4 protein-coding genes are annotated in these 4,798 nt (G+C 67.3%); 1 reads left to right on the top strand and 3 read right to left on the bottom strand.

Annotation, left to right across the window (positions count from 1 at the left end):
- Positions 1-402: 402 nt before the first annotated feature.
- Positions 403-735 (bottom strand): hypothetical protein, encoded by a 333-nt coding sequence (locus H0E84_RS02540; RefSeq protein ID WP_180677054.1) that lies wholly within the window; start codon positions 733-735, stop codon positions 403-405.
- 58 nt (positions 736-793) lie between these two features.
- Entirely contained in the window at positions 794-1,087 is a 294-nt protein-coding gene (locus H0E84_RS02535; RefSeq protein ID WP_180677053.1) for a hypothetical protein, read from the bottom strand.
- A 177-nt stretch (positions 1,088-1,264) separates the two neighbouring features.
- Here H0E84_RS02535 and H0E84_RS02530 point away from each other — a divergent pair, with 177 nt between their 5' ends.
- On the top strand, positions 1,265-2,272 hold the full coding sequence (locus tag H0E84_RS02530) for an integron integrase (RefSeq protein ID WP_180677055.1): 1,008 nt from the start codon (positions 1,265-1,267) through the stop codon (positions 2,270-2,272).
- A gap of 4 nt (positions 2,273-2,276) precedes the next feature.
- Here H0E84_RS02530 and mnmG read toward each other — a convergent pair whose 3' ends face one another.
- Positions 2,277-4,166, bottom strand: coding sequence for a tRNA uridine-5-carboxymethylaminomethyl(34) synthesis enzyme MnmG (gene mnmG, locus H0E84_RS02525; RefSeq protein ID WP_180677052.1), 1,890 nt, complete (start codon positions 4,164-4,166; stop codon positions 2,277-2,279).
- Between the last annotated feature and the right edge of the window lie 632 nt (positions 4,167-4,798).

Raw genomic sequence — 4,798 nt, 5'->3', positions numbered from 1 at the left:
GCGGCGTCGGCTTGAATGAGTTGTTAGGCCGCGAACCCACGCCAACAACACGTCCGTGGGCGACAACCCGTGAGCCCTCAAGTACCTCAACGCGAGCGTCAGGCTGGAGCGCTGAGTATGAAACGGCCGGTGCGTAGGCGAGCTTGGCTAATGCGGAAATGGGTGTGCCCACAGGCACGGTACCGCTGGGGCCTACGAACTCAACGCCGAGCATTGTCTCGTCAGTCGGAACCCTGAGGTGAGGCCTGTACCCATTGATCTGGAGCAGAAGGGTGCGGCCACCTCGGTCAGGTGGGAGAAACGTAACCTCAAGCTCTACGTGATCTGGCATAGCGGCCTAACGCCTGAATTAAGCCGCGCCGCGAAGCGGCGTCGGCTTGAATGAATTGTTAGGCGCGGGCTTCACTGATTGGCACCCAAACCCAATATTGGTGCATATGCAGCCCAAACGCCAAATAGAAAAATGGCGCCGCTGAGAACGACGCTGACGGCCAAAGCTGCCACCCCCCGACGGTCTCGCTGCGGCCAAAAGAACCATGCCAGCAGGAAAAGCAGTGGCAAAAACGCTAGAGCACGGTACCAACTGACGAGAAATGCCGACGGTCGCGGCAGATCCGCGCCGAATGACCGATACACGTCAACGAACTGCGGTACGGCCCAGAAGGCAAGAGCGAAAACAAGGATGGCCGGCACGAAGCTCAGCCGTAGAAGCATGTGTTGAGTAAAAGTCGCCATGAGCGCCTAACGCCTGAGTTAAGCCGCGCCGCGAAGCGGCGTCGGCTTGAATGAACTGTTAGGCAGCAGCGGCGACAAACGCCACCCCGCCGATGAGGCCAGCGACCGCACCAAACAACACGGCTGCAGCACGAGAACGCAGATAGCGGCCTGACATTGAGGCAACGGCAGCAACCAAAGTTGAGATTGCTGCGATGCGCAACAGTGCGAACGACAAGTAAGCGAAGTCTATGGCCCGGTAGTGCACGAGCATTGTTGCCACGAACAGACCAGTGAGCATGCCAAATGAAGCAAGGCCAGCCGCTACAGCTAAGGCCAAACGTTGAGGAGTGTTTTGCAGGGTTTGCGACATAGCTAGTTCTGCTGCCTAACTACTATTAGACCCCTTGATGGGGCGTAGCACTGACTTTGCGCCTGGGCAGCTGAGAGGTCAACCGGACTTTTCCTACAAGGATCAACACCTTGCGCCTATCGATCATGGTGGGCGCGCGGCGGACGATTGGCAGATAGCCGGCAAGGAGGCCGACCTATGCGATATGACCGCATGCATGCCGGACTATCCGGGGCCAGGGCAGTAGATGGCCGGCCACGCCTGTTGGAGGAAGTTCGCGCCCGATTGCGGCTGAAACACTACAGTTTGCGTACCGAGGAGGCGTACCTGTACTGGATTCGCCGGTATATCCGGGACAACGGCAGGCGCCATCCGGCCACGCTCGACGGGAAGGTGGTCGAGGCGTTCCTCACGCGATTGGCGGTGCGCGATCGCGTCTCTCCCAGCACGCAGAACCAGGCCCTGTCGGCGCTGCTGTTCCTGTACCGCGAGGTGCTGGCGCTGAAGCTGCCCTGGATGGAGGATGTCGTGCGCGCGAGGCGCCCGCCCAGGCTGCCGGTCGTGCTGGCGCGCGACGAAGTGGACCGTCTGCTGGACCAGCTGAGCGGGCGGGACTGGCTGATGGCCGGCTTGCTGTATGGCAGCGGGCTGCGGCTGATGGAATGCCTGCGTCTGCGGGTGAAGGACGTCGATTTCGCCCGCAACGAACTGACGATCCGCGACGGCAAGGGCGCGAAGGACAGGCGGACGGTACTGCCGGCGCGGCTGCGCGAGGCGCTTCGGCGGCAGGTGGATTCGGTGCGCCTGCTCCATGCGGGCGATCTGGAGCATGGATTCGGGGAGGTGGCGCTGCCGCATGCCCTTGCCCGGAAATACCCGAACGCCGGGCGATCGTTCGCTTGGCAATACGTATTCCCCGCTGCGCGCCGCAGCACCGACCCGCGGGACGGCAGGATCAAGCGGCATCACTTGGACGAGAACGTCCTGCAGCGTGCGGTGAAACGAGCCGCCAGGCTGGCGGGACTGGACAAGCCGGTCACTCCCCACACGCTCCGGCACAGCTTCGCCACCCATATGCTCGAGAACGGGGCCGACATCCGCACGATTCAGGAGCTGCTGGGCCACAAGGACGTCACCACGACCCAGATCTATACCCACGTACTCAATCGCGGAACCAGCGGCGTGCTCAGCCCGCTCGACCGCTGACCCGCTACGCCACCCGGCTGCGCCGCGCGCGCTCCAGGTGCACCAGCAGCAGCGAGATCGCGGCGGGGGTCATGCCGGGGATCCGCTGCGCCTGGCCGATGGTCTGCGGGCGCACGCGCTCGAGCTTCTGCCGCACCTCGGCGGAGAGCCCGCGCACCACGGCGTAGTCGAACTCGTCCGGGATCGCGGTGCCCTCGTGGCGTTGCTGCCGCTCGATCTCGGCGCGCTGGCGCTCCAGGTATCCGGAGTACTTGGCCTCGATCTCGACCTGCTCGGCCACCGCTGCATCCACCACCGCCGGGCCGAACGCCGCCAGCGCGGTCAGCCGCGCATAGTCGAGTTCCGGCCGGCGCAGCAGATCCAGCGCACTGCTCTCGCGGCGCAGTTCGATGTCCAGCGCCGCCACCGCCTCGCGGCCGGCGGCGTTGCCGGGCGAGGCCCGCAGCGCGCGCAGGCGCGCGGTCTCGCGCTCGACCGCCTCGCGCTTGGCGTCGAAGCGCGCCCAGCGCGTCTCGTCCACCAGCCCCAGCTCGCGGCCGATGCCGGTCAGGCGCAGGTCGGCGTTGTCCTCGCGCAGCTGCAGCCGGTATTCGGCGCGGCTGGTGAACATGCGGTAGGGCTCGGTGGTGCCATGGGTGATCAGGTCGTCGATCAGCACGCCGATGTAGGCCTGGTCGCGCCGCGGCGACCACGCCTCGCGCCCGTGCGCGGCCCGCGCGGCGTTGAGCCCGGCAACGAGCCCCTGCGCAGCGGCTTCCTCGTAACCGGTGGTGCCGTTGATCTGGCCGGCGAAGAACAGGCCGGCGACGGCCTTGGTCTCCAGCGAACTCTTCAGTCCGCGTGGGTCGAAGTAGTCGTACTCGATGGCGTAACCGGGGCGGGTGATGTGCGCGCGTTCGAAACCATGGATCGAGCGCACCAGCTCAAGCTGGACGTCGAACGGCAGCGAGGTGGAGATGCCGTTGGGATAGATCTCGGCCACCTCCAGCCCTTCCGGTTCGACGAAGATCTGGTGGCTGGCCTTGTCGGCGAAACGCACCACCTTGTCCTCGATCGACGGACAGTAGCGCGGGCCGGTGCCTTCGATCTGTCCGGAGTACATCGGCGAGCGGTGCAACGCGCCGCGGATGATCTCGTGGGTGCGCGCGGTGGTGTGGGTGATCCAGCAGCTCACCTGGCGCGGATGGTCCGCGGCGCTGCCCATGAACGAGAACACCGGCCGCGGATCGTCGCCCGGCTGCGCTTGCATCGCCGAATAGTCGAGCGTGCGCCCGTCGATGCGCGGCGGCGTGCCGGTCTTGAGCCGGTCCACCACGAACGGGCCCTCGCGCAGCTTCGCCGCCAGGGTTGCGGCGGGCGGATCGCCGGCGCGCCCGGCGGCGTACTGGGTCTCGCCGACGTGGATGCGACCGGCCAGGAAGGTACCGGCAGTCAGCACCACCGCCGGCGCATCGAAGCGCAGGCCGGTCTGGGTGACCACGCCGCGCACGCGGTCGCCGTCGATCACGATATCGTCGACGGCGGCCTGGAACAGGGTGAGCCCGGGCTGCGATTCCACCGCGCTGCGGATCGCGGCGCGATACAGGTTGCGGTCGGCCTGGCAGCGCGTCGCCCGCACCGCCGGGCCCTTGGAGGCATTGAGCCGGCGCCATTGGATGCCGGCGGCGTCGGCGGCGCGCGCCATCGCCCCGCCCAGCGCATCGATCTCGCGCACCAGGTGGCCCTTGCCGATGCCGCCGATGGCCGGGTTGCAGCTCATCGCCCCCACGGTCTCGATGCTGTGGGTGAGCAGCAGCGTGCGGGCGCCCGCCCGCGCCGACGCCAGCGCGGCCTCGGTGCCGGCATGGCCGCCACCGATGACGATGACGTCGTAGCGATGGAAGGCGTCGGTCATGGGCCTGGACGATGCGGGCAGGGGTGCGGCCCGGGCGGCTGGGCCCGGGCCTGCGGAGCGCAGAATATCGCGTGGCGGGGCGCCGCAGCGCGCGCCGGTTGGCACGCTTCCTGCGAACCTCTTCCGTGCACCCGGGAAGGCAAGCGCCAAAGGGGGGCGCGGCCGGAGATTGGAACAGGGCTGGCCGAGCGCGACCTGGGGAAGCGATGGGGCCGGATGTCGGGGGACATCCGGCCCCGTTTTTTTTGCCTGATCGCGAGAAACGGCGCGCTCAAGCGGATTTGGGCGCCGACGCCCGGCGGGAGCGGAACAGGGGGGATCCGGAAGTCCCCCGCCGGGAGTCGACAGAGAGAGAGCAAACCGGCCGTTCGTGTCGGAATCCGACGCTGGCGGTCAGTCGGCCGTTAGCTTGCTTGGTGTCGCGCCGCAGCGCAAGCGTTTTAGCGCTCGTGAACGTGATGTGCGTCGCTTTCTCGCGATTGCGTTCGCGCCGGCACCGGGCGCGGCGCGGGTGACGCCCTGCGCTGCACCTGCGGCGCGGATTGACGCACAGCGGCAGGTGCAGGCCGCACCGACTGGACCCGCTGGGGCTGCGGCCGGGACCGCTGCGAATCCACCCGCTGCGGGGCCGG

Source organism: Luteimonas salinisoli (assembly GCF_013425525.1).
Classification (GTDB): domain Bacteria; phylum Pseudomonadota; class Gammaproteobacteria; order Xanthomonadales; family Xanthomonadaceae; genus Luteimonas; species Luteimonas salinisoli.
This window is presented reverse-complemented; position numbering and strand designations above follow the sequence as displayed.